This is a genomic window from Microbulbifer sp. A4B17 (assembly GCF_003076275.1).
Taxonomy (GTDB): domain Bacteria; phylum Pseudomonadota; class Gammaproteobacteria; order Pseudomonadales; family Cellvibrionaceae; genus Microbulbifer.
Genome location: NZ_CP029064.1, coordinates 751,137 through 776,494 on the forward strand (window position 1 = coordinate 751,137; position 25,358 = coordinate 776,494).

The window sequence follows — 25,358 nt, forward strand, 5'->3', positions numbered from 1 at the left end:
GTTATTCCTCGCTACGACTTATTCAGATTAAACCGCTAGCTGATTTTAAGAAAACGCAACAGGCGATTATCACAGTAGTTTTGTGTATCCAACACCAGGCGCTCCTGCATGAGCTGTAGCTGGTGAGTGAAAAACATGATGACGATACTAATCACCAGCGCGATAAAGGTAGAGTTAAAGGCGACCCCCAGGCTAACTGTCACCCCAGCTATATCTCCCTCCACTGCGCGATGCGCCTGGGATAATGCCTCGCCGATACCGCGTACCGTGCCAATAAAGCCGATAGATGGGATGGCCCAGGTAATATAGCGAACCATAGCCAGTTCGGAATCGAGTCTGTCCCCCTCGGTTTCACAGACTTCTTTTACAGAGTTTGAAACAGCGGCCACATTTTTGGTGGAGCCGAATCGCTGAAGTGCTGTGAGAAGTGCTCTGGGTACTAAATATCGTCGCTCTTCTTCTGGAAGTGCCTGAATCGGGCGGGATAAATCACGAGTATCCTCGGGTAGAATAGGTGTGCCTTCACTTATGTTAAGTAGCGCTTTATCCAGTAACTTTCTTTCGCGAATACTTCTGTGTGCTTTCAGCCCCATAATTGCCATTGCCCACAGCATGAGAACAAAGCAGGCCTCTTGTTCATAGTCACGCATCACAATATAAATGGAGCGCTGTTGAACATAGGTTTCACCCGCGGCTTCTCTTGCCAGCTGCTCTTCAATCAGCGCGTCTGCATTGGGACGAATAATGGCGACATAAATCGCATGGACCAGAATAATAGATCCCAGCAGAGCAAAGACTTGGAAGACAAAATCCGATGATTTAAATTTCATGGTGATAATCTCAAGAAACTATCTCTATATATCCACAGGGAAGGAAACTGATAAGTCCTCGGAAATCTCTTCCGATGCCTTATAGTCATCTGAATTACTTTTACCCTTTGTATTTGGTGCTTCTTTTTTGGGAATTATTGCTGCCGTTTGTTGATTTTCCTCAGGCTGCTCTTCTTCCTCGGCATGTGTGGGGTTAAATAATAGAACCGAGAAAGCCAGTAACAAAAATTTCATCCTAGTCTCCTAATTCACCCAGCGAGCCAGTCGGAAGCCAATATCGTTTCGAGCGGATTCCCCGTAATCACGGTAGGACAGGCGCAACTCGGTTAGTCCTGAGTGGCGCCAGCTGGAACCTCTAATTACATGGAAATCCCCATCTTGTGGGCCCACGGGATTCTCTTCGATACGACTGGATAAGCCGGTTCCTATTGTGTATAGGTCATGAATCCACTCAGAGACATTTCCGCCCAAGTCATAGATACCAAAAGCATTGGGACTGTAGCTGGCAACCGGTGAGGTGGCTGCGTAACGATCACTGTAGGTGCGAAGGACTGCAGGAACTAGTTTTGTGGCGGTGGTATCTGCGTAGTTTCCCGAATTGCTTTTTATGGGTAGTTCATTGCCCCAAGGAAATTTCTTCATGGTGCCCTGGTCGTAGCGAGCCACCCAGGCCCACTCGGCTTCAGTGGGTAATCGATAGCCGTTGGCTGCGCCATCAAAGCCAACAACACGATCGGCTTCGGTCAAGTAGACAGGAGTGAGGCCGTCTCTTTCACTGAGCCAGTTGCAAAAAAGCACTGCCTCTACCCAGCTGACATTTACAACAGGCAGGTTGTCATTATCGAGGCTGACACCATTAACATGGCTCGAAGTATGTAAACGTTTGAAGCGTCGGTACTCCCGGTTGGTAACTTCAGTGGTTCCAATATAAAAGGGCCGGTTTAAAGATACCTGACGCATAACCTCATTTGCTCGTCGACCTTGTTCTCGGCGGGATGATCCCATGGTAAATACGGCGTTGGGGCGCATAAGTTTCATAGTGCCGCCAGCAGCGTGGCGCAGAGTTGAGGGGATTTCTCTCCAGCGAGCCTGCTCGGAAGTCAGCAGTACCGCTCTGACAGTTTGCTCCAGTTTGGTACTGGGAATGACGCGAGTATCAAATTCCTGGTAGCCTTGTTTGCGCACGACAATATTGTGGCTGCGGGCAGGTAGGTTAAATGTTTGCCCACTGTTCCCGGCGTATTGGCCGTCGATATAGACCTCCGCGTCCGGTGGCACACTGCTCACGTGAACCCTGCCGTACACAGCATTGAGGTTAATATTCAGGTCTCGCTGTGTTCCAGCACCAAGGTCAATGGTGTGCTCAATAGAAGCGTAGCCGTCTTTGAAGAAGCGGAGTCTATGTCTTAGGCCGGAAGCCAGTTCCAGTTCTAGTGGGGTATGACCGCGAAATTCTCCATTGACCGTAACTCCGGCCCCCGAAGGTGTGGTAACCACACGTAAAAGTCCATCAGCGGGTCCCAGGCTGACGGTTGCCAATGTTTGATCAACACCGGCTGTAACAGCAACAGGAACATCGACAGTTTTATGTTCCGGAAGAGAGATGGATACGGTTCTGTCCCCCTGAACCAACTCTGTGGTCAGGGGCGTTCTGCCGAGGACTTTTCCCTCGACGGCGACTGTGGCTCCAGAAGGGTTGCTGCTGATGGTGATATTGGCCCAGGCCGGTCTAAGAGTGGCCTCCAGTGTATGAGTGTTGTCGAGACCTTCGATATTAATTTCGCGAGTAAATGGCAGGTACCGGTCCGATAAGATGGTCACGCGCATTGGTCCGGCATTAATAGTTTCCACCAGACCGTCTTTATTGGGTACTTCTCGGCCATTAATCAGGATTTTTACTGGCACAGGAGGAGTTGTGTTCACCTGCAAGTGGCCGGGCAGTTTTTCCAGGGAAATAGAGTGGCGACTGTGTCCCTCAGATTTTACTTCAACTTCTCCACTCTGGGGTAAATAACCTTCGGCGCTGATAGTGAACCGGTAGTTACCGGGCAAAACCAAATGTCCATCGCCCAGAGGAATAGCGAACCCGCTGATCTTAATTCGGGCATCAAGTGGGTTGGTATCAAATATTAATGATCGGGCGAAAATAAGGTAGGTGAGTGCAAAAATAGCTAATAAAAGGCAACCAGCGACAATCAATGCTCGCTTGGAAAGAAAGAGTCGCGCGCGGGTAGACTTTATTTGTACCGGAGTAAAGCCAACTGGTTCAATAAGGCTTTGCTTTTGTACCGGTGGTTTTTCACCCTGGACAGGGACTGCTTCCTTCACTGTCATTTATGTTTCCCTATTGCTGGTACTTATAGATTTTTCGCAACGGTATTGGTTTTGGCACATTAAGCTTTTACGCGATAGCGGCCTGGCCAAAGGCGGGTACACAATTTCCTATCTGCAGAAAGCTTAGCTTGTTGGCGCAATCTGCATGGGGATTTAGGAGGTGTTTGTCACAGAACACCTCGTTTCGCTCGGCTCAACGAGGTGTCTGTTCTAAACCGCAGATCATTACGAAAATCTAAGTTTTAGAGTTTGCGTTACTGACCGGGTTCTCTCATTTAACTATTATTGGCACTGTTTATTTTTTCGGCACACTGGATGACGACTTCTATTGTGGATTTACCTGGCTTCACGATAAATTCACGACGCACATCCCGATACCCCTCTCTAGTACCAATAGCGATATACCGCCCTGGTTTAAGTGCGATTTCTCTTTGATCAAAATTACCTAGTTTTCCCACATGGTATATGGTGACACTGGTACTGCGATCCGACTTGAATTTAACTGGTAGTGGGATCAACGCTTGTGTCAGTGCATTTTCAAGATCTTCAATTTGTCTTTGCAGCCTGGGGGTTTGAGTACCGAGTTTGCGGGCGTCAGTAAGCACCTGGCGGGCAAAATAGTTTCTCTTGCCCTCACCAAGGGTCAGTGGATCTTGGATTAGGTCTTGCAGCTGATCATCCAGTTTGGCTCTGGCAGCAGCTCTCGCTTTGCCGGTTATGGCCGCTACTAAGCTAGAGTCCTTTTTGATGAGATCTGTATAACTTTTAAGGGCACTGTGCCACTCTTCCTTGGTCTCTTCAGTGCGGGCTTGCTGAAGCAGTTTTTCAATTTGTACTCTGTCGGCTTCATTTTGCGCCTGTGCCAGGCCAATATCTGGAGCTTTTGCCGTAGGCTTTAATTTTTTTGCTCGGTGGAAATAAGATTTTGCAGACTCAAACTTTTCCTCGGCAATTGCACTGTAGCCAGATGACATTGCACTTTGATAATCCCTTTCTGTAATTGCGCTTTCAACTTTTGCTAATAGATCTTGTGCAGCAGTTATCTCTGAATCTATTGAGAGAGATTTTTTGAGTTGCTCCTGGGCATAATCCAGTTTGGATTCGTTAAATGCCCTAGACCCTTGGGTAAAATGCCACCAGGATAGTGGAAGCTTGTCGGCTCGCTCAATGCCTTTTAGACCCCTGGGATGGTTATCTGATATGGTTAATACCATTTTGAATGCATCATTGGCAGAGTCTTTATCTCCATGACTCAAAGCTCGATTGCCTTCACTGACATGCCTTTCTATACGTTCGGGAATACTATTTTTTAGGTACTCCAAGGCTTGTAGTGACTCCCGATATTTTTCAAGGGCTGCCATAAAATTGCGTTTTCGATAGATTTCATCGGCTTTAAGTGCCAGATCCTCAGCAGAGTAAAACTCTTCAAAAGCCCATATCTCTACCTTTCTATCTTTAAGCTCTTCTTTTATTTCAAGAATCTCTTGAAGAACCTTTTGAACCTCCCGGCGCTGTTGCATTATCTCTGCATCGGTATAAGGTGATGCTTGGGTACTCTCATCTGGAGCACCGCTGCTGGTTGCTATTGTGGCGACTTTATTGGGAGAGCGCTTCGGTGGCTCCACGACTTGAGGGAGCCCCCAAAAAACGCCGACTAGAGCGATTAGCATAAAGACACCGAGAAAAGCTGGCCAATAGGAATTTCGCTTGTCTTGGGCTAGTGCGCTGGCAGTAGCTTGTTTGGGGGATCTAGAGCTGTCCTCTCCGCCGAATGTAAATTCTGCGGGCTCTATATGAACTGTATCTTCCTTGGAATTATCGCGGTGCTGCATAGTGATTCCGCCGTGTTATTCAGTGACCCAGTGAAGATGTTGGGTATTCTGTAATAACTAATCACATTGATTAGTGTGTGTTTGGGTACCTCTGAAGTAATTTAAATACTGTTACTGACTGCACCGGTCTCGGCTTCGTAGATTTCTTTCAAAATTTCCCGCCACTGCCGATACTGATTCTCAACTGTCCCTGTAAGGGTGATAGTACGATCTTCCAGCTCAACAATTTGAGGTTCTACCTCTGCTTCAATAGAGTCTCCCAGTTCCTGTAATGCTTCCAGGTGCATTTTTGCATCTGATTGCCGGTCAAATGCGCTCTTAACAAGATAGCCTCCGGCACCGATTCCAACTTGTCCCGCAGCTCTGGCACTTCCAGCGCCGGCTCCAGCTGCGGCAATACCTCCAATAATTGCAGCGGCTCCCACAATGGTGTGATTACGAGCTTTGCGTTTTAGCTCGCGCATTTCCCTGACTTCTTCATAGCTCCGAGCGCGCCATTCCTGGTAGGGAACCTCCATACTTTTGGCAAAAGTGCCGTAATACTCTTGCAGGGTGTCGACATACAGGTAATCTCTTTCCCGGATTTTTCTCACTCTCTGTAGCATGGGGTCATCTTCGGCGGGCAGGGCACTCAAAAAGTAGACACCTTCAGCACTTTGAGTTAAGTATCGATTAAATGCCTGAGGAGAAAAATCCTGCGCAAAACGCATTTCGGAAATTGTGCGCAGTTCTAATATCTGCTGATTTGTAAGGTTTTTTCGATAATTCAACATATCGTTGGAGATACGATTGTAGATTCCCTGAAAGGCATCACCCTCTGTAGGGTGCTTTCGATCATAGGCGTAGTGGGACGCGTTTTCTGAATACTCCTTGGTAAACCATAGCTGTCCGCGGGAATCGGAAACAGTGATTTCCACCGTTAGCTTTTCCCCGTCGGATTGAAGAATACGTCCAGATACGGTGACATCAATGTTAGTGCGCTCTGAAGGTATAACTCTGACTGCCCCCCAGCCAAGGCTGGATTGCAATGAATCTGCGAGGGTGACGGCCATATAGCGGGATTCAGCCTGACGAAGTTCTGGAAAAACAAGCTCATCTTCATCGGCTTGTGCTGTGTCGAGTCCGGGATTGAATTGTATGACTCCCACATCCAATAGCCTTTCTTCCGGAACATTGTTGTCTTCGATCGTCAGGGGAGTGAAGGCGGTGGTTCTGACCTCAGTGGTGGTACATCCATTGATTGCAACGAGGGTGAGTAAAAATACGAGGGTTCGTAATATGAACTGATCCTTAACAGGGGGAGCGCTTTGATTGGTCGACATATCGGCGTTCTCCAAGGCTACTGCGTTGCACTTTTATACTTGCGATACTCTTCCCAAAGTTTCTCGCGCAGTTCGGGGTCAGTTTCACGTGTGGCAGCCTCACGAATCTGTCGAGCTACGACGTCATCATCTGTGCCACTGGGTATATCAGCGGGTACAACCGTCTGTGAACTGCTGTGGTCAAATTCACCTTTACGGCCAGGGGCAGGCAGGCCGGGGCCGGTAATTTGACCGCTGGAATTATTGTTCTTCGGTCCATTGCCAGATGTAGGGCCGGCGTTGGGAGGCGGTGGAATTTCGGCTTCAGCAGATTGAATCAGGTCTTCCAGTGATTCTCCTGCCGGGGGTGCTTCATCCATTGCCTCTTCTTCCTTCTCGCCTGAGGCCGATCCCGGTCTGCTTTTTACAAAGTCACGCTCTCTCAAAATCATGCCGTCATAGCTGACCATAGTGGACTCAAACTGGCCCTCTAATTCAGCAACGCGATCAGCTGATGAAGCGGGAGCTTCATTGGGGGCACTGCCGGAGCGAGGCGAGCCACCACCGGGTTGCCCCGAAGCCGAACTGCTGGCGGGAGCGCCGCTAGCTGCCGACTTACTACTGCTACTAGATGCGCTGCTGCTGGAAGAGGAATTACTGGATGATGCACTGGAGGATGACTGCTCTTCCTCTGAAAAATCAATTTCCTCGGGAGGAGTTCCATCTTCGCCGGATGATGGATCAGAAGGCATTTCCCGATTTTGGCTGGTTTGCTTAGGATCAGTATAAATTGGCGATGAGGAATCACTGGCGCCATTTGGGTCCGGCATCTGATCACCAGGTGAACTCTGATCCCTCGACTCTGATCCACTACTTCCGCTGCTGCTGGATTGGCTCTGTTCTGATCTGGCTGTTGGCATATTCGCACTGGGTTGCCTGGAGGAGCTACTGCTTGGCTGTCCACTGGCCGAAGACGCGGATTGGCTTGACCGTTGTGAGCTGCTACTGCTGCTCGATTGTGATTGCGATTGCGATTGCGATGCAGAACTGGAAGATGAACTGGGTGATGGCAGAGATGGCAATGCCGGTGGCTGAGACTGGGTTTGTTGGCTCTTACATCCACTGGTTAAAACTGCCGCCAAAGCAATAGGCACCAGTACTTTCGACAAACAGCTGTGGCGGTGAATGTTTTCTACCACTGCTCGAGGTGTCATCTCTTTCTCTCCTAGGCTGTTTGCCGATAAGGCTGGATTCCTGTGGGGATACTGAAACCCCACTGGTATTTTTCCGGTATCAGCAAATGCTCAATGTAGAACTTTAAAAATAGTTGTTATTTGATTATTTGCGTAGGTTCCACAGCGAGCTTGTATCAGTGGTGATAGGTTTTTCAGTCGAATACAAAGCGCTGAACGATTCCGCGAGTTTCCACCGGCTCTCCATCTTCAAACCGCGGCCTGAATTTGGCGCGTTTTAGAATATTTCTGACTTTTGAGCGGAACTTCACTTTGTCGGATGGGTAAGCCCTTAAGATCTTTATATTCCTCGCCTTACCAAAAGCGGTGACATCGTATGAAACAGTGATTCGTGAATTGGCCAGGGCCTTGCTGTCTGACTCCAGAACGGGTAGGGCGGGGAGAGCTACCGGCCTTCCAAAAATGTCCTCTATTTCATCATTAGTCGCACCGTTATCCCAAAGTGACTTATAGGCTTCACCATAAGTTTGGCGTGCAGAATGCCACTTATTAAACATCATGTACCAGTCGCCGAGTTCAACTTTGGCTTTTGCTGAAGCTGCTGGTGGAGATTTGGGATTTCTTTGGTAAACATCAACAATACGGGTAATGGCTTTTTTCCCAGTATTAAAACTTTTCATTCGGTAGTGATCCAACTTTGTGCGCTGGTGCGAGTTGGGACCACTACCGCCAAAGCTGGCATTGATAATAACTGGAGCGTTGGGTTCGCCTTTGTAGGTGGCGAGATAGTAATTAGTTGCTTTTAGTCCGCGCAGGGCATCTACAAGGCGCAGGTCGGAGGAACCGAAATTCTTGGTAATAATATCTACCGCCAAGCTGTAGAGGTTGGTTGCACTAATCAAGTGTTCAAATAGCGTATCCCCTTTTTCCTCTACGTAGGCTTGTAAATGCCAGCGACTCAGGTTGTTAATGACAGGCAGCATGCGGGGGTCTTTTTCCCCATAATTCTTCTGGTACAGCCAGTAAAGGTATTGCTGGTTGTCGTTCGCTTCCTCCCATTGGTTGAGCGCTATTTGACTCTCGATTAAGCGCTTGATCATGGGGATTTGATTCAGGGAGTAGAGCCCTTCATTTACCCTGTTAATTAGCATTGCACGGCGAAATTCACTCACTGCCTGCTCGTGAGCGCCTGCTTTTTGTAAGGCGGTCGCCAGCCCTAATAGCTGTTCGTCAATACCCGCGCCATAGGCGCCATATTGGGCTTCAAGCTCTTCAATGCGCTCGCGGTAATTCTCTACAGCTTCGGAAGGCCTCAATTGTCGTGGAGTTTTCTTTAGTGGTTTGGAGGCGGCTTCAATAAAGGCCTTGGGGGGCGCGTTAGTTTGGGCTGCCACAGGTGCGCCATCGTCGGCAAAGGCGCCATTACACAGCAGTGCTGTGGCCATAAACATCAAGCCGATAGCAAAGGAATTGCTGGTATCTATCTGTGTCACGATTGAACCACTTCCGTTTCATATTTGGCATTACCCAAAACTAAACAGCAGAGGCTTGGGCCTCCATCTGACAGTTTTTGGGTCTCTTTTCCGCTCGCTCACTACAACAGCGAGTACCGCGGAAGTTCTCTCCTGGATGTGGTTCTCTCGACCCTGGGCGCATTGAGGGGATATCCTCAAGCTCACAGTGACGGCGCGACTGGATGCTTATGAGTGCGTACCTGGCCGCGTATTAGTCAGTATAGCTAGCACTAAGTGCCAACAAGGGAGACGCGGCGGGTGCTTCAGCCACCTAATGCTCGTTGCGCCAGCGTGCCTGTGACCACCCTTTTGGTTTAGCAGTTGGAAGTGCAAAGCAGGGTTTGAGGACTGTAAGCAGATGCCAAAAATTTGTTGACTAGGTTTGATATGACGACTTGCCAGGAGTGTGAGGTGAGTGCACCGGTAGGAGACAGCACCATATCAGCATAGCTATAGAGAAAAACGGTGGATTATTATCCTAACAAGTGCGCTGAATTTGGGTGTAGATTACTGCTACTGGGGTATCAGAGGTTCATCCATTTGGATTGTAGCGTAACAAGCGCCATAATCAGCTGATTGGAATTCAGAGGAGAGTTCAGTGAGTATCTATATCGATCCAGAGATCGCAGTGAGCCTTCGAGGCTATGAAGTCCCCGAGAAGCTGGGCTTTGGAACCGCCATGGCACCAGTAATGTTTCGCGCCATTTGGCAGGATGGTTGCTGGAGTAGTGGAGAGTTGATCCCCTATGCGCCTCTGACAGTCGACCCTGCCGCTAAGGTACTTCACTACGCCCAGTCGTGCTTTGAGGGAATGAAAGCCTATCGCACTGCTAAAGGTGGGACTGCATTATTCCGACCCGAAATGAATGCTGCACGAATGGCATATTCAGCTAAGCGCTTGTGTATGCCTCCGGTTCCTGAGTCCCTGTTCCTGGATGGTGTCCGCGTTGTCACGGCATACTGCGCGGGTCTGGTCCCCAACAATAGTGGTGAGTCTCTCTACTTGCGCCCTTTCTTAATGGGAACCCAGCCGGACTTAACTGTTTCAGCGAGTAATGCCTATGAGTTTTATGTGATCGCCAGTCCCTCTGAGGCCTACCACTCCGGCAATATGCGCTTGTGGGTTGAGCGGGAAGACGCCAGGGCAGCTGTGGGAGGAACCGGGGATGCCAAAGTTGGTGGAAACTACGCCAGCTCCCTACTGAGCATTGGCCGCCTAAAAGAGCGTGGTTATGACCAGTCGCTTTGGTTGAGCCCATCCAACCGGCAGAGTATCGATGAACTGTCCGGTATGAACTTTTTTGCTGTCATTGATGGCAGCGTATATACCCCAGCTGTTAATGGCTCAATTCTAGAGGGAATTACCCGTTATTCTCTTATCCAGCTGGCAGAGGGGTTGGGTTACAAGGTTGTTGAGCGAGCCATCCCCATTGATGAGCTGTTGGAGCAAATAGCCTCTGGTGACTGTAGCGAGGCATTTGCTTGCGGCACTGCGGCAATTATCAGTCCTATCAGTGTCATTGGTGATGGTGACAGGGAGTACGAACTATCACATGCCTCCGGCCCGGTAGCTGGACATTTACGACGAGCGCTATTGGATATTCAGGAAGGGCGTTCTGAAGATATTTATGGGTGGATGCACTCTGTTGAACCCATTGTCTAAGTATTAAACTTTCTTCCCCAGGCAGTTTCTGCGATTGCCTGGGTTTATAGCTTAGAATTTTCCTGCCACAGTTTCTGCTTTATCCTTCACGGGTTTTTTTGTAGCAGTATCCTTTATTTATCTGTTTCCAAGCGAAACGTTCGCGTAAACATTTCCGCCAATTTTATTAGGTTTGTTGACTTGAGCGACCTTAACACCTAAAAGTGATGTGGTTAAATAAGAAATAAATTGGAGCTTGAGAGTGGCCTTCTTGCGGTACACCTCATTTTGACCAGCAGTTCCAAGATCAATTTGAGCTAACAGGTCTCGCTTACGGTTCCTTGCACAGTTGAGGATAACGAGATGTTGACCCATATGCTTGGCCTTATGCTGCAACCACGTAGACAGTGGCAGCTTATTGGCAGTCTCTCTGAACGTAATCTGCGAAGACAAGTCCCTTATGTCATCGTTCTGGCATTACTGCCAGCCGCTGCCTGGTATTTTGGTACGACACAGGTCGGCTGGACGATTGGCAGCGGCGACCCGGTGAGAATTACTGCCCAAAGTGCTTTGGAATTGGTCGCTGTATTTTATTGCACAATGGTCTTGGCTGTAACTGCTATCGGCTATTTTATCCATTGGATGGCGAAGACTTACGGGGCTGAAACTCACCCGCTTAAAGGCGTTGTTGTGGCAGGTTTTACTGCGACACCGATTTTTATTGTGGGAGTTGCAGGGATCTATCCTGTATTGTGGTTGGACATATTGCTTGCAACGCTTGCCGTTGCTTATGCTGTCTACCTGCTTTATCTGGGAATTCCTATTGTTATGGGAGTTTCTGAAGAGCGTGGCTTTCTATTTGCCAGTGCAATTATTACGGTGTCGCTCGTCATGGCAGTCATTGTTATGGTTGCTACAGTTCTATTCTGGAGCTATGTATCTGCACCTGTCTTTTACTCCTCCTGAGTGGCTTGGGCTTCGTTGCTGTCGAAGGAGTTAGCGTCGGTTTAGACGTTTCATAGTGAGCCATCCAAGCCCGTTTTCGCGGTGGGATACAAGCTGTCAAAGTCGTACCCGATGAATTAGTTTTGTTCTTGGGTACGGCGAAGCCTCTTCTATCCTGGTTGTAGCGAAAATGCGTAAAGTTAATGACCGCCTTTCCGAGTTTCTTGATGAATACAACAGCTCTATGAAGGAGCTTTACTCTAAGGGCTTCGAATTCAGCCCCATCAATGTTCGAGAGTCAACGGCAAAGCTGATCGCCAAGTATGTGACGGATATACCTGAGGTGGCGTCGGTAGGTGATGGCATTATTTATGCCTCTGGGTACGATGTACCTGTAAGAGTTTTTGTGCCTTATCCCGATGAGGTTTTACCTGTTCTCGTCTATTTCCACGGTGGTGGCCATGTAGCGGGTAATGTTTATTCATTTGACCCCATTTGCCGAAAAATTGCCCGTGAGACCCGACATATTGTTGTTGCGCCAGAGTATCGATTGGCTCCTGAGAATCGTTATCCAAATGCGGTAGCCGATTGCTATGCAGCAATTATGGGAGTTTGGGCGGCACTGGACAGGCTGGGTTTGTATTATCAACCCAGCTTGTCGGTAGCTGGAGACTCTGCAGGTGGAGCATTGGCAGCCACAATATCTCACTTAGCCCAATTTGATTACAGCGTGAAGATTAAAAAGCAGGTTTTAATCTATCCGGTTCTCGATTACACAATGCATTTGAGATCTCATGAAGAGAATGCTGTGGGTTATTTTCTTGAGGCAAGGAAATCTGTTTGGTATCTGGGGCAGTACTTCAATGAAGCGCAGTGTAGGAAAAAAGCATCCCCTCTATTTATGGATTTTACTGCAGCGCTTCCTGAAACATTGGTTTTTACTGTAGAATTTTGCCCGCACCGGGATACTGGAGATATTTACTACCGAAAAATTGAGGAGGTTGGAGTTAGATCCGAAAATGTTCATTTTTCCGATATGATCCATCCGTTTCTTATTCTCGAAGATATGGTGAAGAGTGAGTGTGCAAAAGTATATTCAAGTATGAACAGTTTCTTGAATGACTAATTTTTATTGTCTTTTTCAATAATGAAATACTGGTAAGATAATTTGTAGCCATTATCAAAAACCAATGTTTCCTCCGAGCTTATTGATCGTTCGATTACTATCTCTGCTATTGAGTTAATTGTCTGTTTAGGCTCAGTGTCAATGCATTGAATGTCCATGGAATTAATCACTATGTCGGCACTAATAACTCTATGCTCAATTACTTGGATGATCAGCTGTTGATCATTTTGGTAGAGCTTGAAACCTGGCCCTTCAATCATGGGTTTTTTGTACTTTATCGCCCCCCAGGGACCTTCACATTTTATCGCTTGAAATTGATTTGGTGCCATTTTTATATAAATAGCCTCATTCCCATCACTGAGTGCATTTTCTTTGAGAGCCTGTTTTGTGTGGATGGTTGACCCGTTATCCGCGGATACTTGTATGGATATTGTTTCGGAGGCGGCGTTTGGTATGCAGAGTAGGTAGGTTAGGAACAGCAGTTCTGGAGACTTTTTAATTAAAGTGTTTGCCATTTTGAATTCATTGCTGTATTTGCGTTTTTGAGGTTTTGGCGTTTAAGTCAACCTTTAGAATAATCTTTTGTATCAATAATAGTGCCTTGATGCCAGGTTGTTGGTTGGATAGTATCAAAGAGTGTTTTTAGTCCAGTTTTTACCTTTAAATTGGTACATATGTGCCAATTTAAAGGCTAGATAGCGCTGTTTACAATAATTTATATAAAAGGTGTGGCTATGAAGACTTTGGCGTTTATGGGAGTGATTCTGGTTTTAGCGATGTTTTACGGGTGTTCAGAAGGGCATGAATCCAGAGGTGATAGTAAGTTCAGCGATGGTGACTTTCAAAAGCAGCTGTTGAAAAAAATGATATCTGCAAAAGCTGGAGATGTTATCACTATTCCTGAAGGGAGGTTTCAAATAAATCGCAGCTTGTCCCTGAATGTCGATGGAGTAACGCTGCGTGGTGCGGGTATGAATAAAAGTATCCTCTCTTTTAAAGGGCAGATCCAGGGTGCTGAGGGGATTTTGGTTAATGCCAGTGACTTTACTATTGAAAGTCTGGCTATTGAGGACACCGTAGGAGATGCTCTAAAAGTTAATGAAGGCGAGAATATTATTATCAGGGAAGTGCGGGTCGAGTGGACTAATGGTCCGTCGACCAAAAATGGGGCTTATGGCATTTACCCGGTTCAGACTAAAAATACTTTAATAGATGGTGTCGTAGCTATTGGGGCTTCTGACGCGGGTATTTATGTCGGTCAATCGCAGAATGTTATTGTTCGCAATAGCCGTGCAGAATTTAACGTAGCGGGCATTGAGGTAGAAAATACAATTGGTGCGGACGTTTACAATAATATTGCCATTAATAATACCGGAGGGGTTCTTGTTTTTAATATGCCGAACCTCCCTCAGCCGGGTCATAGTACACGCATCTACAATAACCAGATAAAGAATAATAATACTGATAATTTTGGCCATGAGGGAACGCCTGTTGCAGCAGTGCCTGCAGGTTCTGGGATAGTAATAAATTCGAATGATCGGGTGGAGATATTTGGAAATGATATTTCCGATAACAATACCGCTAATATACTAATTAGCAGCTATTTCACGGCAGGTTACTATAGTGATAAATCCACGCAGGCAGATTTTGATCCCTATCCTGAGGGAATTTATATTTATGATAATAGTTTTACCGGTGGTGGCACTTCACCAGATCATCTACAGTTGAAAGCTCTTAAATTGGCTATGTTTGGTATCTCAGGTGCGCTACCTGATATTCTATGGGATGGTGTTGTCAATCAAAATAAGCTTGTTGATGGTGAAATTCCTCAGGATTTAAAGGTTTGTATTGATAACGGAACAGCCGGTATTATAAATGTAGATTTTGGTAATGATTATAAGAATATATCTACTGATATAGCCCCTCACCTTTGTCATTTAGATAAGTTAAGCAAGGTAGTTTTGGACTTTGATATAGAGCGAAATGGCGCAGACCATTTGGCCGTATTAGAGGCTGATAATGAAGAGTAACAAGCAGATAGTTATGAAGTTTGCCCTGAGAGTTTTTGGATCTTTATTATTGGTTATCCTCTCGGGTTGTGATCCGTATAAAAAAGATGTTCAGTTATTCCCGGCAGAGGCGATACCTGAGAACCTTAGTGCCTGGAATATATTGAAATCGGATAAAGGTGCACTTTACCCCACTGAAAGGGCATTACCCTACGACCTCAATACAGGTTTGTTCTCAGATTACGCGCATAAATTTAGGACAGTTTGGGTGCCTGAGGGTACTTCTGTTGCTTATGGTGAAGATCATTTTGATTATCCGGTGGGTACTGTTTTAAGTAAGACATTCTATTATCCGCTAGATAGCAGTGGCGCGATTCTTCGCACTAATGATTTCTCTGGCGACTATGTCGAAGGGCGCTTTGGTGAGGCTCTCGACCTTAATCGAGTTCGCCTTGTTGAAACGCGTCTTCTAGTTCGCAGGGAAGATAATTGGCAGGCCATGCCGTATGTTTGGAATGAGGAACAAACTGAGGCAACCCTGGAGATTGCTGGAGAGGCAAAAGGCTTTCAATTGGTCAGCCTGAACGGCCATCGAGAAGAATTAACCTATGTTGTGCCTGATGCCAATCAGTGTGCTGGCTGCCATGCAGAAAAGTTTACCGATAAAGCCATTTCCCCTTTGGGACCAAAAGCCCGTCATTTGAATAAGGATTATCCCTACTTCAGTGGTGTAGAGAATCAGCTGCTCTTTTGGCAAAAGAAAGGCTATTTACATGGTGTACCTGAACTGGATAGTTTGCCAAAAAATGCCAGTATTTACGATCACTCTGCGCCACTGGAGGACCGTGCCAGAGCTTATTTGGATATTAACTGTGGCCATTGCCATAACCCCACGGGGCCGGCAGATACTTCAGGGTTAATGCTTCACTATGGGGAAACTGACTGGCGCAAGCTGGGACTTTGCAAGCCACCTATCGCTGCTGGTACAGGCAGCGGAGGTCATCTGTTTGCAATAGTGCCGGGAAAGCCTGAAAGTTCGATTCTGAACTTTCGTGTAGAGTCCACGGCTCCTGGGGCTATGATGCCGGAGTTGGGGAGAAGTATCGTGCATGCAGAAGGCGCTGAACTGCTAGAGAAGTGGGTGAGCTCTTTATCGGGGAGCTGCACTTAATTACTGGGAGAGAATAATAGAAGGCTTGCTGGTGTGAGGAGTCGGGTATGGAGGGGACAGCTCCATACCCATTCCTGGAGACGAGTAATTCGATTTAAATCAGCCGTATGCTGCAGTTTCAGCAACTGCTGTTGCCGCTGGAATTAATCCATTGACCATCAAGGTGACGGTGCGCTCCAGCAGCGGTGAGTCGATGGCAATAGCACCACTTAAAATTTCAAACTCAAGATTCAGGATCGTACCGTGTGCAATTTGAGCTGCCGCTTCAGAATCTTCTAATCCCAGTAACTGGAAGAATTCCTTAATCATGGATTCTCTGGCGTGATTCGCCATTCGAACTGCTCGGGTCAGTTGCTCATTGCGAAGCGCTTCATTGCGGAATGCCAGCTCAACCAATCTGCGATCCCGGTCTTCAGCCTGGGTGCGAACATGAGTGAGAATAAAGCGAGTCAATTGCTGGATTAGCAGCTTGCGGCTGCTGTGTGAGGCTCGTTCCTGTGCTGATAAATTCCGTGCAGCACTAAAGCTCTCTTCTTGCAGTTGACGTGTACTCTCAAGACCTTGCTCAACAAAATAAGTAAATGAATCGCTGATCAGGTCATTTAGGTCTTTGAAGTAATAAGTTGTAGCCGCGAGAGGAACGTTAGCTTCGCGGGCTACGGCACGGTGTCTGATTCCGCGGATACCTTCTTTAACGATCAGTCTCAGGGTGGCCTCTAGAATCGCCTTGCGACGCAGACGGCTATCTGCGCGTTGGGCCCGGCGGCCGTGGTAGACCAATTCAGACTTTCCAGTGTCTACAGTCATAGCATTATCCCTGTCTTATTGCATTGGCGCCGATAGCAAGGTGAAGCTGGTCGGCCGTGCCATTCTAGCCAAACAAAATTAAAAAAAGGGAATAATGCTATTACATTCGATTACACGGAAATTGCACCAGAACAATGCAATCTGTGTAAGAAAATAGAGGTTAGTTGATGTGTGACATCATACTGAAAAATTGAAGGATGAAAAATACGCAATAAGCAGATTAGTGAGAGCGGTCACATTGTGGCTTTTGGTGAAAAATGAGGGCTCTGCAATCGATTGGAGGGTTAGACTACTATTCGATTGCAGAATTTAGTTGATTATCAGAAGATTTTTCTTAAGAAATTTTTCCGGTAACACGGACGCGTTTGGAGCCTGGAATAATTTTAATTTTCCGACTTTTACGTCTCTCAATACCGATATCAATAGAATTTTTTGCCGCAATCAATAAACCTGTGACAAGAAATGCACCGGGAGGCAGCACTGCGACAAGAACGCCTGGGTAATCACCGCCAAAAATAGAGATACTCCAATCCTTGGCCAATGAGCCAAACAACAAATCCATATCTGAAAATAGTGTGCCTTGCCCAAGAATCTCTCTGACGGCACCGATGACGATCAGTACCGCTGTGAAACCCATGCCCATCATAAATCCATCGACAAGGGAGGGAAGCGCTGGGTTTTTACTGGCGAAGGCATCTGCTCGCCCAAGGATTGCACAGTTGGTTACGATCAGCGGAATAAAAATACCCAGAACCAAATAAAGTTCGTAGGTGTAGGCCTTCATTAACAGCTCAATGCAGGTAACAAAGGTGGCAATAATCATTACAGAGGCAGGCAATCGAACAGTATCCGGGATTTGTTGCCGGATGAGGGACACCACTAAATTGGAGCTGGTGAGAACACCGGTAGTAGCAAGGCCCAGGCCGATGCCATTAACCACTGAACCGGTGACTGCAAGCAGCGGACAGAGCCCAAGCAGTTGCACTAATGCGGGATTATTTTTCCACAACCCATTTTGGGCGATTTCTGTATAGCTGGAAATTGCCATCAGTTCTGCTCCTCAACCGCCGCAGGCTCTTTTTCAGCATCGATTTCAGAGCTTTCAATTTCCACGGCCCGTTTGGAAATTGGCGCATTAAATATCTGCTCGTGATTCTGAGCTACAAACTCGAGTACCTGGTGAACTTCATTGACCACCGCACGGGGTGTGATTGTCGCGCCAGTGAATTCGTCAAAAACACCGCCATCCTTTTGCACTTTCCATTCGTTGGAGGGCGGATTCTCTAAAGACAGGCCGTCAAACTGAAGTACCCAGTCACTTTTTTTCAATTCAACTTTATCGCCTAATCCGGGGGTTTCTGTGTGGCTCGTTACCCTGACACCAGCGATAGTGCCATCGCGGTTGACCCCTACCAGCATTTTTATCGGGCCGGAATATCCATCGGGTGCTACAGCGGGAATAATCACTGCAGAAATTTTTCCGTCCTCTTCCCGTGCCAGGTTGATATCGCCGCCTTGCTTTAGGCCCAACTGGTTCCAGTAAGGCCTTGGAATCGGGTAAGTGTCTACCAGCATATCGTTGCTGTGGCGTTCCAATGGGATAATTTCCAACAAAGCTTTTGCGGAAGCTTCGCGAATGGCTCTCTCAATCGGTTCTTTGGTGGTAATTTGGGTGACAGCCAGTGTGCCGGCCGTGACAAGGGCGATGAGAGTGAGTACGGCGGCGTTGGAGGCCATTGACTGCTTAAGCATCACTGCTCCTCCAGGTCAGTAGCCCGACGCGGGCGTTTGTGGCCGTAGGTGCGTGGGAGCGTGTAGTTATCAATTGTGGGCGTAGCAAAGTTCATTAGCAACACAGCAAAAGCCACCGCGTCGGGGTAGGTACCCCAGGCCCGGATGATATAAGTGAGCAGACCGACACCGGCGCCAAAAATCAGTCGGCCCCGGTTACTGGTGGCACCACTGACAGGGTCGGTAATAATAAAGAAGGCCCCAAACATGGTGGCGCCGGAAAATAAATGCAGTACTGGGGAGCCCTCTGATAAGGAGCTGCCGCTGTCGTAGAAAAACAGGGAAATCAGAGTGAGGGTGGCGAGCATGGCAACCGGTGCATGCCAGGTAATAATGCCGCGAAATAATAAAAACAGCCCACCTAACAGGAATCCGAAGCTAACTGTTTCCCAACCGACTCCAGCAAATGTGCCTTTATTGAGGACCGGCTCCATTTCATAGAGTTGGGAGAGAAGTACGGACTCGTTTAGCCGCACGATTTCCAGCGGTGTAGCGCGGGTAAAACCATCGACGTTGTAGGTGCCGATAACCAGGGAAAAGGCCTCTTCCAGGCCGGGAGTTCCACCGATAACCTCTGCGGCTCCTACCCAGCGGGTCATATCTACGGGAAAACTGATAAGCAGGACTACATAGCCCACCATGGCGGGGTTAAAGGGGTTATATCCCATGCCGCCATACAAGTGTTTGGCCAGTATGATCGCCACTGCAGTGCCGACTATCGGCAGCCACCAGGCACAGTAAGGTGGAAGCGAGATGCCGAGGAGTAATGCGGTCACAAAAGCACTGCAATCCCGCAGGTAGAATGCCGCTGGCCTGCGGCGCAGTCTCATTACCGCCGCTTCGCATAATAAGGCTGTGATAGTGCACAGAACAATATTGATCAGTACACCAATGCCAAAATAAATCACCATTGCCAGTACACCGGGAATGGTCGCGGCAGCGACCTGCAGCATGACTTTGGTGGTGTCATTTCCGGAGCGGGCATGAGGAGAGGTGGCGCGCATCAGAGACATTATTGTTTTCCGTCCTGTGCTGCTTGGTGTTCGCGCATTTTATCTTCCAATTTTTGTTGCAGCTTCTCTAGTGCGCTTTCAAATGCGCCCAGATTGGCATCGTTTTCATTCAGAGCTTTTTGTAGGCGGGTTTCCGCCTTGGCGACGCGTTTACGCAGTGCTTCAACATCTGCAGCGAGCTTATCGGCATCACTCATCTGGGCCCGCGCCTCCGCTGCGGCACGGGCTTTGGTTATTGCCCGTACAGCTGCATTGGTTTCTTCCTGGTTGGGCTCCCGGGTGGTATCCCTGTCAGCGCGCCGCTCTGCGAGGGTTAATTTTTGTTGCGCCTCCTGCAATTTGACTTCTGCAGCCTTGAGTTGCGCCGCCAGTTGGTCGCGCTGACTCTCATCGGCAGCCTCAAGTTTATTGCGCATTCGCTCCACACGGCTCTCGGCACTGGAGAAAGTACGCTGGGCGCGAGCCAAAAGCTGCTTGGGGTCCTCCTGACGGGACTTGACTCGCGCCAGAGCGGCGGCGACAACGTCTGCTTCCTGTTTTTCGGTCTTGGCTGCTGGAGATTCAGGGTTTTTCTCCCTCTGCTGACGGGCTTGTTCTGCAGCTTTGCGCCTGGCTTCGCGTTTCGCCTCTTTTTCTTTCTCAGCCTTCTCTAGACGTAACTTGCGGAATTCGAAGCGATCGCGGGCGCGGTCGGACTTTTCCTTTTCCGCCTCTGCGGTGCGAATTGCACCCTTGGCTGCGCGATAGTACTGCACCAGTGGAATTGTACTGGGGCAGACATAGGAGCAGGCACCGCACTCTATACAGTCAAACAGGTTATAGGCCTGCAGCTTTTCCCGTTCGTCGGCGCGGGCATACCAGTAAAGTTGTTGCGGCAACAGGGAGGCGGGGCATACCTCGGCGCAAAAACCGCAGCGAATACAGGCTTGGGCCACCGGTGCTGGGGGCAACTCCTCACGGGTAGGTACCAGCAGACAGTTAGTAGTTTTCACGACTGGTGCTCGCTCATCGTCAATCGTGTAGCCCATCATCGGTCCGCCGATGATCACTTTTTGCATCAGGCCACGGTGGATACCGTGGTAGTTGAGAATATGCTCTATCGGAGTACCGATCGGTACTTCAATATTGCGCTGCTGCTCCAGGGCTTTGCCAACGACAGTTGTTACCCGGCTGATCAATGGCTCCCCAAACCGAATTGCGCGATACACTGCTCGGGCAGTGCCGACGTTCTGGCACACAATGCCCACATTGGCCGGCAATCCCTCGTTCGGCACTTCGCGGCCGGTTAGGATTTGAATGAGCTGCTTCTCCCCGCCGGAAGGGTATTTCGTGGGGAACACAACGATATCGAAACGGGTGCCTTTTACGGCATTGCGCATCGCGCGTATAGCCTTGGGCTTGTTGTCTTCTATACCAATTAATACCCGTTCGGGCTGGTCGAGGATATGGGCGATAATCTCAATTCCGGCGATAATCTCATCGGCGTGTTCACGCATGAGCATATCGTCGGCAGTGATATAGGGTTCGCACTCGGTGCCATTAATAATTAATGTGTCTATTTCGGCGCCGCCGTGGGGATCCAACTTGACTGCGGTGGGGAAGCCTGCGCCGCCCATACCGGCGATACCGCAATCGCGGATCTTATCCAGAAGTTCAACTGGTGAAAGCTGGCTGAAATCCTCGCAGGGCGTGAGGTCACACCAGGCGTCCTCACCATCGGTGCGAATTACGACACAGTCCTCAAACAGTCCCGAAGGGTGGGGCACAGGGTAGGGCTCTATGGCCATGACCCTGCCGGAGCTGGGGGCGTGCACTGGGCAGCTGATGAAACCGTCCGCCTCAGCAATTTTCTGCCCCTTCAATACCTGGTCGCCGAGTTTAACCAGTGGCAGTGCAGTGGTGCCGGAGTGCTGGAGCAGCGGCACAATCAAATCCTCGGCGAGAGGGATTACGCCTATCGGCTCACCGGTACTCTGATGCTTGTTCTCTGGAGGGTGCACCCCACCGGGGAAGTCGTTGGGGCGCAACTGCCGGGCCTTTTCACTGGCGATCAGCTGTGCTTCGCGGGCCGCGCGCCTCTCCTGAGCGGACTCATGTTGATTCTTGGTATCTACGGGGTTCAAACAGCACCTCCCCCGGGGCCTTCTTGAATAGTGCGGCGGTCACTGGCGATCAGTACCGAGCTGTCACTGGGTTTATCAGGGTGCCAGTCCTGTAAAAGTGTCTCTATGGGAACCATATCAATACAATCTACCGGGCAAGGTTCGACACAGAGGTCGCACCCCGTGCACTCATCGGTGATCACTGTGTGCATATATTTGGCGGCGCCGGCAATGGCATCTACCGGACAGGCCTGGATGCACTTGGTACAGCCAATACACTCCGCTTCACGGATAAAGGCTACCTTTTTGACATCTTCAACGCCGTGTTCAGCGTCCAAAGGCATTGGCTCAATATCCAAAAGGTTGGCCAGTTCGTTAATAGTGGCCTGGCCCCCGGGTGGACATTTATTGATGGTATCCCCGTGCACTATCGCTTCTGCGTAGGGGCGACAGCCAGGGTAGCCGCATTGGCCGCACTGGGTCTGAGGTAGCAGAGCATCGACCTGCTCCACCAGGGGATCTCCCTCCACGCGAAAGCGGACAGCGGCAAAGCCCAGCAGGGCGCCGAATATTAATGCCATGCCACCGAGTATCAGCAGTGGGGGAGATAATTGCGAAATCCAGTCCAGCATTACAAAACCCTATACCAGACCGCTAAAGCCCATAAATGCCAGTGACATCAGCCCGGCAGTGACCATACCGATCGCGGCGCCGCGAAATGGCAGCGGGACATCGGCGGCAAAGAGGCGCTCGCGCATCGAGGAAAACAATATTAACACCAGGGAGAAACCCACTGCTGCGCCAAATCCGTAAAGAGTGGATTGTATAAAAGTATGCGCCTTCATAGTGTTCTGCAGGGCGACACCCAACACGGCACAGTTGGTAGTAATCAGCGGCAGAAAAACACCTAGCACCTTGTACATCAACGGGCTGGTCTTCTGGATAAACATCTGCGTGAACTGTACGACGACAGCAATCACCAGAATAAAAGAGATGGTGCGAAGATCTTCAATACCAAAGGGGGCCAACAGATAGGTGTTGACCAGGTATGAACAAATAGAGGCCAAAGTAAGTACAAAGGTGGTAGCGCCGGCCATACCCACAGCGGTCTCCAGTTTATTGGAAACTCCCATAAACGGGCACAGGCCGAGAAACTGCACTAACACATAATTATTGACCAGGATGGTGCTTAGCAGAATGACGGCAAATTCGGTCATAACAGGTCCGGTTAAAGCCCGAGGGCGGAATGCGCGAACGGCGGCAATGGCGTCGGCAGACTTTAGCTGAGACTAGCATCTTCCATGTGAGCACCGTCGAATGCCGCGCAGGGCGGCTATTATGGTTGAGTCGCTTGGGGGCTTCAACTCGTGAGGAGGGTGGCAGGGGAAAAGGGCCGACAAAGGGCCTCCTCAGGATCAAAAGGGCTCCACTTGGAGTAAAGATGGGGGCCTTTGCTGGTGCTATTTGCAGTACCTTCACCAACTTGAAACGATAGGTACAAGATAGGTGATCCAGTTTGGTACTTGGTGTTAAGCGTGGAGTAGAGGCAATACAGTATATTGACTGGGCATGTGTGCTTTTGCTTGAGAGCAACTTTAAATTCAGTTGGAGCAATTTAATGTCGAACGAAACCTACACTCCCCCCAAAGTTTGGCAGTGGGATAAGGAAAGCGGGGGCGCTTTTGCCAGTATCAATCGGCCAGTGGCGGGTGCGACCCATGATAAAGCGCTGCCGCAGGGGCAGCACCCGATACAGCTTTATTCTTTGGCCACGCCGAACGGGGTTAAGGCGACGGTGATGTTAGAGGAGTTATTGGAACTTGGGTTTGAGGGAGCAGAATACGATGCCCATTTAGTTCGTATCACTGAAGGAGAGCAGTTTGGCAGTGGTTTTGTTGAGGCAAATCCAAATTCCAAGATTCCGGTCTTAGTAGATCACAGCACTACGCCACCAATCCGGGTATTTGAGAGTGGCTCCATACTACTTTACCTGGCGGAAAAGTTTAATGTCCTCTTGCCCCATACGCCCGAGCAGCGCACGGAGGCTTTAAATTGGCTCTTCTGGCAGATGAGCTCGGCCCCCTACCTAGGGGGAGGCTTTGGACATTTTTATGCTTATGCACCGGAAAAATATGAATACCCGATCAACCGATTTGCTATGGAAGTAAAGCGCCAGTTGGACGTATTGGACCAACAGTTGGCGAAGCATCCGTATGTGGCGGGAAGGACTTATACCATCGCTGATATTGCGATTTGGCCATGGTATGGCTCTTTGGTACGCAACGAAGCTTATAGCGCGGCTGAGTTTCTCGATACCCAGAGTTACAAAAATCTCAATCGCTGGGTGGGGGAAATAGCTGAACGGCCAGCGGTAAAGCGCGGACGAATGGTCAATCGAACCTGGGGGGAGCCCAGCGAACAATTACACGAGCGCCACAATGCCGGTGATTTTGACAATAGTACTCAGGATAAAATTGCCGACGAGGATATGGATTAAACCGGAATCTTAGTGGGTCAACTTGGCATATGGATGTGCCAGTACTTTTCAAGCGAGCGCTATTTGCTGGTCAGGGTTTTGTAAAAAATATTGCCCGCTAAAAGGCGCGCATACTCAGAATAAATTGAACCACTTGCGATGTGCGGGGCAACTGCCATAACTTTTCTGCTGTAAATCCGGCGACTAAAGCCAGGCCTAAAATCAGTGGCAGGGGAATTGCTTGCAAACGCTGCTGAACGTCTTGCTGCTGTCGATTTACAATTGCCAGTACGCAGAGCCGTTGCTGCTCGGTATCCAGGCTACATTGTTCGATCTGCTTATTTAAAGACTTCAGTAACATCGTTTAAAGCCTCTTTCACTTGCCGTTTGGTCTCTTCAAAGCCCAGTAGTGGCACCAGTCTCTTTTGATAAATAACAGCTCCCGCCAAAATAGCGATTTGCATGAGGATAAAGATTAAAAACGCGAGATAAATGGATTGGGAAAAATAATAGGCAATCAGTCCAACGCCTCCACAGAGACTGATAACTAGAGCAGCACCCAATGGCAACAGCATCAGCTGCAGGGCAATAATACGCTTGCCGGCAGCGAGAGTTCTATCCAGCTCCAGCTGGAATAGCTTTTGGATGTTAGCCAACCAGGCAGTCAGCAAGGTGAGTGTTGCCTCTGCACGGGCGAGGGTCGTTTCCAGGCTGTTTTCACCTTCTCCGTCAGAGCCCTCCCCTGAGGGAGAAGGTGAAGATTGATCCGGGCTGCGCTCCTGCGCAGCGGGATCGGCATCTGCGCCAGACGCTTGAGACTTTTTTTCATTGCCCATAAGGGGGTGTCCTTCCCAGTCGAAAAAAAGAAAGAAGCGTTACTTGAAGAGCTTCGCAATGGCCCAGCCAACGACAAATGCACAACCAACGGCGAGAATGGGGCGCTCTCGAAGTGAGGACTCCGCCTTTTCCATTACATCGGTGGCGCGTTGTCTCTGGGACTCTACAGAAGATCTGGCTCTCTCTTTCAAGCTGCCAGCAGCTTGTGTAGCGGCCTCTCCTGCAAGATTATAGGCCTGTTGCAGCTTCTCCCTACTGGAGTTCGTATGTGGAGATCTTGCGGTTGCCATCAGGTTTCTCCTCTCGGGGTTTAATTGCCGAGGAAGTCTATAGTGGCGCCGGGGGATTCCCACTTGAAAAACAGGTTTTTTTTACTCAATTCTTGCGGAAAATTGTGGTTTTTCCTGCTAGGGGACTCAGGTAAGCAAAGGGTAA

At 48.9% G+C, this 25,358-nt stretch carries 24 protein-coding genes; 6 read left to right on the forward strand and 18 right to left on the reverse strand.

All coding sequences use genetic code 11. From position 1 onward, the window contains the following. Window positions 1-35: 35 nt before the first annotated feature. The 7 genes from BTJ40_RS03365 to BTJ40_RS03400 form a co-directional block, all read right to left on the reverse strand. The gene (locus BTJ40_RS03365; RefSeq protein WP_108731769.1) at window positions 36-830 is read right to left on the reverse strand and encodes a MotA/TolQ/ExbB proton channel family protein; all 795 of its coding nucleotides are present in this window, start codon (window positions 828-830) and stop codon (window positions 36-38) included. A 24-nt stretch (window positions 831-854) separates the two neighbouring features. After that, window positions 855-1,064, reverse strand: coding sequence for a hypothetical protein (locus tag BTJ40_RS03370; protein ID WP_108731770.1), 210 nt, complete (start codon window positions 1,062-1,064; stop codon window positions 855-857). A 9-nt stretch (window positions 1,065-1,073) separates the two neighbouring features. Beyond that, a complete protein-coding gene (locus BTJ40_RS03375; RefSeq protein WP_108731771.1) occupies window positions 1,074-3,164 on the reverse strand; it encodes an SUMF1/EgtB/PvdO family nonheme iron enzyme in 2,091 nt (696 codons plus the stop codon). A gap of 275 nt (window positions 3,165-3,439) precedes the next feature. Further along, the gene (locus BTJ40_RS03380) at window positions 3,440-4,996 is read right to left on the reverse strand and encodes a hypothetical protein (RefSeq protein WP_108731772.1); all 1,557 of its coding nucleotides are present in this window, start codon (window positions 4,994-4,996) and stop codon (window positions 3,440-3,442) included. A 101-nt stretch (window positions 4,997-5,097) separates the two neighbouring features. Continuing rightward, a complete protein-coding gene (locus tag BTJ40_RS03385) occupies window positions 5,098-6,318 on the reverse strand; it encodes a hypothetical protein (protein WP_238152120.1) in 1,221 nt (406 codons plus the stop codon). Window positions 6,319-6,335: 17 nt separating this feature from the next. After that, window positions 6,336-7,511 carry a hypothetical protein gene (locus BTJ40_RS03390; protein ID WP_157953868.1) on the reverse strand — a complete coding sequence of 392 codons (1,176 nt, stop codon included), beginning with the start codon at window positions 7,509-7,511 and terminating at the stop codon, window positions 6,336-6,338. A gap of 173 nt (window positions 7,512-7,684) precedes the next feature. After that, window positions 7,685-8,983 (reverse strand): tetratricopeptide repeat protein, encoded by a 1,299-nt coding sequence (locus BTJ40_RS03400; protein ID WP_108731775.1) that lies wholly within the window; start codon window positions 8,981-8,983, stop codon window positions 7,685-7,687. Between the two features lie 619 nt (window positions 8,984-9,602). Between BTJ40_RS03400 and BTJ40_RS03405 the strand changes: the two genes are divergently transcribed. From BTJ40_RS03405 to BTJ40_RS03420, 3 genes are all read left to right on the forward strand, one after another. Further along, on the forward strand, window positions 9,603-10,667 hold the full coding sequence (locus BTJ40_RS03405) for a branched-chain amino acid aminotransferase (RefSeq protein WP_108731776.1): 1,065 nt from the start codon (window positions 9,603-9,605) through the stop codon (window positions 10,665-10,667). A 342-nt stretch (window positions 10,668-11,009) separates the two neighbouring features. After that, window positions 11,010-11,612 (forward strand): Yip1 family protein, encoded by a 603-nt coding sequence (locus tag BTJ40_RS03415; protein ID WP_108731778.1) that lies wholly within the window; start codon window positions 11,010-11,012, stop codon window positions 11,610-11,612. A 169-nt stretch (window positions 11,613-11,781) separates the two neighbouring features. Then, complete coding sequence (locus tag BTJ40_RS03420; RefSeq protein WP_108731779.1) at window positions 11,782-12,717, forward strand: alpha/beta hydrolase; 936 nt, start codon at window positions 11,782-11,784, stop codon at window positions 12,715-12,717. Here the strand turns inward: BTJ40_RS03420 and BTJ40_RS03425 are convergent. Next, window positions 12,714-13,232 carry a hypothetical protein gene (locus BTJ40_RS03425; RefSeq protein ID WP_108731780.1) on the reverse strand — a complete coding sequence of 173 codons (519 nt, stop codon included), beginning with the start codon at window positions 13,230-13,232 and terminating at the stop codon, window positions 12,714-12,716. The two genes, BTJ40_RS03420 and BTJ40_RS03425, sit on opposite strands and share 4 nt — an antisense overlap. Window positions 13,233-13,451: 219 nt before the next feature. Here BTJ40_RS03425 and BTJ40_RS03430 point away from each other — a divergent pair, with 219 nt between their 5' ends. Both BTJ40_RS03430 and BTJ40_RS03435 read left to right on the forward strand, forming a co-directional pair. After that, window positions 13,452-14,747, forward strand: a complete 1,296-nt coding sequence (locus BTJ40_RS03430) for a parallel beta-helix domain-containing protein (protein WP_108731781.1) — start codon at window positions 13,452-13,454, stop codon at window positions 14,745-14,747. Next, complete coding sequence (locus BTJ40_RS03435; RefSeq protein WP_202862852.1) at window positions 14,737-15,897, forward strand: SO2930 family diheme c-type cytochrome; 1,161 nt, start codon at window positions 14,737-14,739, stop codon at window positions 15,895-15,897. Before BTJ40_RS03430 ends, BTJ40_RS03435 begins: the two co-directional genes overlap by 11 nt. A 99-nt stretch (window positions 15,898-15,996) precedes the next feature. On the opposite strand, the gene BTJ40_RS03440 is transcribed toward BTJ40_RS03435, so the two are convergent. The 7 genes from BTJ40_RS03440 to rsxA form a co-directional block, all read right to left on the reverse strand. Then, a complete protein-coding gene (locus tag BTJ40_RS03440) occupies window positions 15,997-16,704 on the reverse strand; it encodes a TetR/AcrR family transcriptional regulator (protein ID WP_108731782.1) in 708 nt (235 codons plus the stop codon). A gap of 334 nt (window positions 16,705-17,038) precedes the next feature. Beyond that, window positions 17,039-17,752: an electron transport complex subunit E gene (locus tag BTJ40_RS03445; protein WP_108731783.1), complete on the reverse strand. Its 714-nt coding sequence runs from the start codon at window positions 17,750-17,752 to the stop codon at window positions 17,039-17,041. Next, entirely contained in the window at window positions 17,752-18,456 is a 705-nt protein-coding gene (gene rsxG / locus BTJ40_RS03450) for an electron transport complex subunit RsxG (protein ID WP_108731784.1), read from the reverse strand. The genes BTJ40_RS03445 and rsxG overlap by 1 nt, the downstream gene beginning before the upstream one ends. Then, window positions 18,456-19,508, reverse strand: a complete 1,053-nt coding sequence (gene rsxD / locus BTJ40_RS03455) for an electron transport complex subunit RsxD (RefSeq protein WP_108731785.1) — start codon at window positions 19,506-19,508, stop codon at window positions 18,456-18,458. Before rsxD ends, rsxG begins: the two co-directional genes overlap by 1 nt. Next, window positions 19,508-21,559, reverse strand: coding sequence for an electron transport complex subunit RsxC (rsxC, locus tag BTJ40_RS03460; protein WP_369974278.1), 2,052 nt, complete (start codon window positions 21,557-21,559; stop codon window positions 19,508-19,510). The genes rsxD and rsxC overlap by 1 nt, the downstream gene beginning before the upstream one ends. A gap of 68 nt (window positions 21,560-21,627) precedes the next feature. Continuing rightward, window positions 21,628-22,242 carry an electron transport complex subunit RsxB gene (rsxB, locus tag BTJ40_RS03465; protein WP_108731787.1) on the reverse strand — a complete coding sequence of 205 codons (615 nt, stop codon included), beginning with the start codon at window positions 22,240-22,242 and terminating at the stop codon, window positions 21,628-21,630. A 9-nt stretch (window positions 22,243-22,251) separates the two neighbouring features. Continuing rightward, entirely contained in the window at window positions 22,252-22,827 is a 576-nt protein-coding gene (gene rsxA / locus BTJ40_RS03470; protein ID WP_108731788.1) for an electron transport complex subunit RsxA, read from the reverse strand. A gap of 401 nt (window positions 22,828-23,228) precedes the next feature. Between rsxA and yghU the strand changes: the two genes are divergently transcribed. Then, window positions 23,229-24,107: a glutathione-dependent disulfide-bond oxidoreductase gene (gene yghU / locus BTJ40_RS03475; RefSeq protein ID WP_108735155.1), complete on the forward strand. Its 879-nt coding sequence runs from the start codon at window positions 23,229-23,231 to the stop codon at window positions 24,105-24,107. Window positions 24,108-24,204: 97 nt separating this feature from the next. Here yghU and BTJ40_RS03480 read toward each other — a convergent pair whose 3' ends face one another. The 3 genes from BTJ40_RS03480 to BTJ40_RS03490 are packed head-to-tail and all read right to left on the reverse strand — an operon-like array spanning window position 24,205 to window position 25,213. Next, entirely contained in the window at window positions 24,205-24,447 is a 243-nt protein-coding gene (locus tag BTJ40_RS03480) for a hypothetical protein (RefSeq protein WP_108731789.1), read from the reverse strand. Beyond that, window positions 24,425-24,922 carry a hypothetical protein gene (locus tag BTJ40_RS03485; RefSeq protein WP_108731790.1) on the reverse strand — a complete coding sequence of 166 codons (498 nt, stop codon included), beginning with the start codon at window positions 24,920-24,922 and terminating at the stop codon, window positions 24,425-24,427. The genes BTJ40_RS03480 and BTJ40_RS03485 overlap by 23 nt, the downstream gene beginning before the upstream one ends. A 39-nt stretch (window positions 24,923-24,961) precedes the next feature. Further along, complete coding sequence (locus BTJ40_RS03490) at window positions 24,962-25,213, reverse strand: hypothetical protein (protein ID WP_108731791.1); 252 nt, start codon at window positions 25,211-25,213, stop codon at window positions 24,962-24,964. Window positions 25,214-25,358 lie beyond the last annotated feature (145 nt).

Bases quoted from the DNA above. Each gene is read 5' to 3' on its own strand.
- BTJ40_RS03445 (WP_108731783.1), bottom strand. From the start codon at position 17,752: ATGGCAATTTCCAGCTATACAGAAATCGCCCAAAATGGGTTGTGGAAA.
- rsxB (WP_108731787.1), bottom strand. From the start codon at position 22,242: ATGCTGGACTGGATTTCGCAATTATCTCCCCCACTGCTGATACTCGGT.
- rsxD (WP_108731785.1), bottom strand. From the start codon at position 19,508: ATGTCTCTGATGCGCGCCACCTCTCCTCATGCCCGCTCCGGAAATGAC.
- BTJ40_RS03485 (WP_108731790.1), bottom strand. From the start codon at position 24,922: ATGGGCAATGAAAAAAAGTCTCAAGCGTCTGGCGCAGATGCCGATCCC.
- BTJ40_RS03380 (WP_108731772.1), bottom strand. From the start codon at position 4,996: ATGCAGCACCGCGATAATTCCAAGGAAGATACAGTTCATATAGAGCCC.
- BTJ40_RS03385 (WP_238152120.1), bottom strand. From the start codon at position 6,318: ATGTCGACCAATCAAAGCGCTCCCCCTGTTAAGGATCAGTTCATATTA.
- BTJ40_RS03440 (WP_108731782.1), bottom strand. From the start codon at position 16,704: ATGACTGTAGACACTGGAAAGTCTGAATTGGTCTACCACGGCCGCCGG.
- BTJ40_RS03480 (WP_108731789.1), bottom strand. From the start codon at position 24,447: ATGTTACTGAAGTCTTTAAATAAGCAGATCGAACAATGTAGCCTGGAT.
- BTJ40_RS03420 (WP_108731779.1), top strand. From the start codon at position 11,782: ATGCGTAAAGTTAATGACCGCCTTTCCGAGTTTCTTGATGAATACAAC.
- rsxA (WP_108731788.1), bottom strand. From the start codon at position 22,827: ATGACCGAATTTGCCGTCATTCTGCTAAGCACCATCCTGGTCAATAAT.
- BTJ40_RS03435 (WP_202862852.1), top strand. From the start codon at position 14,737: ATGAAGAGTAACAAGCAGATAGTTATGAAGTTTGCCCTGAGAGTTTTT.
- BTJ40_RS03370 (WP_108731770.1), bottom strand. From the start codon at position 1,064: ATGAAATTTTTGTTACTGGCTTTCTCGGTTCTATTATTTAACCCCACA.
- yghU (WP_108735155.1), top strand. From the start codon at position 23,229: ATGTCGAACGAAACCTACACTCCCCCCAAAGTTTGGCAGTGGGATAAG.
- BTJ40_RS03425 (WP_108731780.1), bottom strand. From the start codon at position 13,232: ATGGCAAACACTTTAATTAAAAAGTCTCCAGAACTGCTGTTCCTAACC.
- BTJ40_RS03490 (WP_108731791.1), bottom strand. From the start codon at position 25,213: ATGGCAACCGCAAGATCTCCACATACGAACTCCAGTAGGGAGAAGCTG.
- BTJ40_RS03430 (WP_108731781.1), top strand. From the start codon at position 13,452: ATGAAGACTTTGGCGTTTATGGGAGTGATTCTGGTTTTAGCGATGTTT.
- BTJ40_RS03390 (WP_157953868.1), bottom strand. From the start codon at position 7,511: ATGACACCTCGAGCAGTGGTAGAAAACATTCACCGCCACAGCTGTTTG.
- BTJ40_RS03365 (WP_108731769.1), bottom strand. From the start codon at position 830: ATGAAATTTAAATCATCGGATTTTGTCTTCCAAGTCTTTGCTCTGCTG.
- BTJ40_RS03415 (WP_108731778.1), top strand. From the start codon at position 11,010: ATGTTGACCCATATGCTTGGCCTTATGCTGCAACCACGTAGACAGTGG.
- rsxG (WP_108731784.1), bottom strand. From the start codon at position 18,456: ATGCTTAAGCAGTCAATGGCCTCCAACGCCGCCGTACTCACTCTCATC.
- BTJ40_RS03375 (WP_108731771.1), bottom strand. From the start codon at position 3,164: ATGACAGTGAAGGAAGCAGTCCCTGTCCAGGGTGAAAAACCACCGGTA.